1 protein-coding gene and 1 pseudogene are annotated in these 1,355 nt (G+C 77.9%); both read left to right on the top strand.

What is annotated here, in order from left to right:
- The coding region (locus tag ACXRVZ_RS27585) for a hypothetical protein (RefSeq protein WP_458233127.1) at positions 1–238 on the top strand (238 nt) is incomplete at its 5' end.
- Positions 235–1,355, top strand: a pseudogene (locus tag ACXRVZ_RS27580) (hypothetical protein); the annotation flags it as partial. The gene ACXRVZ_RS27585 and the pseudogene ACXRVZ_RS27580, both read left to right, overlap by 4 nt.

Raw genomic sequence — 1,355 nt, 5'->3', positions numbered from 1 at the left:
GCGCAGCGACGACCTGCGCCCGGCCGTGGTGCCGCTGCTGGCCGGCAGCGGCGCGCCGCAGGTGGCGGCGGGCGTCACGCCGTCGGCCTCCACCGGCACCGTGACGCTGACGCCCACCATCGCCGCCACCGCAGCGCGCGGCGAGATCGCCGGCAACGCGCTGCAGCTGCGGCTGCGCCTGCACACCGCCGGGCAGGTGACCATCAACGCTGCCACCGTCTACTACCAGAAGCCATGACCACCGATGCCAACACCTTGTTCCGCGACGGCATGCGCGTGGTGCCGGCGCACCTCACGCACCTCCAGCAGACCCTGGCCCAGGCGGTGCAGGACCTGCGCACCGCGCTGGGCCTGGGCCGCATCGCCTGGGGCTTGCGGCTGAGCGCTGGCGAGGGCGGCATGACGCTGTCGCCCGGCGTCGCCTTCACCGCCGCCGGCGTGCGGCTGGAGCTGGCGACCGAGCTGCCGCTGACGCTGCCCGAAGGCGGCGGCCCGTGGGCCGTGGTGGTGGCCGGCGAGAACACCGACGAGCCGACGCTGCGCCTGGACGAACAGCCCACGCTGGTGCGCACGCAGACACGGGTGACGCTGCAAGGCCTGGAGGCGGCGGTGCCGCCGGACGCCATCGCGATCGGTCGCATCGACCGGGCCGAGGCCGGTGCCACCGTGACCCAGGCATCGGCCCTCTGGCTGGTGCCCGCCGGCCATGGCCACAGCGGCGAGTTCTACCAGGACGACGCCGGCCGCTGGCGCTATGACGGCGAAGGCAGCACGGGCACCGCAGGCCCCGCCGGCCCGACCGGGCCTGCGGGTGCCGACGGTGCCGCTGGCCCGCCCGGAGAAGCCGGCCCACCCGGAGCGCCTGGCGCGGACGGCGCCACCGGTGAAAGGGGCGCGACGGGCGACGCCGGCCCGCCCGGCGCGACTGGCGAGGTGGGTCCGGCCGGCCCGGCGGGTGACGCGGGTCCACCCGGCCCGGCAGGCGAAGCAGGCCCGCCCGGCGCCACAGGCGAGATCGGTCCACAGGGTCCGGTAGGTGACGCCGGCCCGCCCGGCGCGGCGGGTGACGCCGGTCGACCTGGCCCGGCGGGTGAAGCGGGTCCGCCTGGCCCCGCAGGCGAGATCGGTCCACGGGGTCCGGCGGGTGACGCTGGCCCGCAAGGCGCCGCGGGTGACACCGGTCGACCGGGCCCGGCGGGTGAAGCTGGCCCGCCCGGCGCCGCAGGCGAGATCGGTCCACAGGGTCCCGCAGGTGAGGCCGGCCCGCCCGGCGCGGCCGGTGAAACCGGTCGACCTGGCCCCGCGGGTGAAGCGGGTCCGCCCGGCCCGGCAGGCGAGGCCGGTCGACCCGGCGC

The organism is Roseateles sp. P5_E8 (assembly GCF_054177665.1).
The sequence above is the reverse complement of the archived record's forward strand: the minus strand, read 5'-3'. Positions and strand labels throughout refer to the sequence as shown.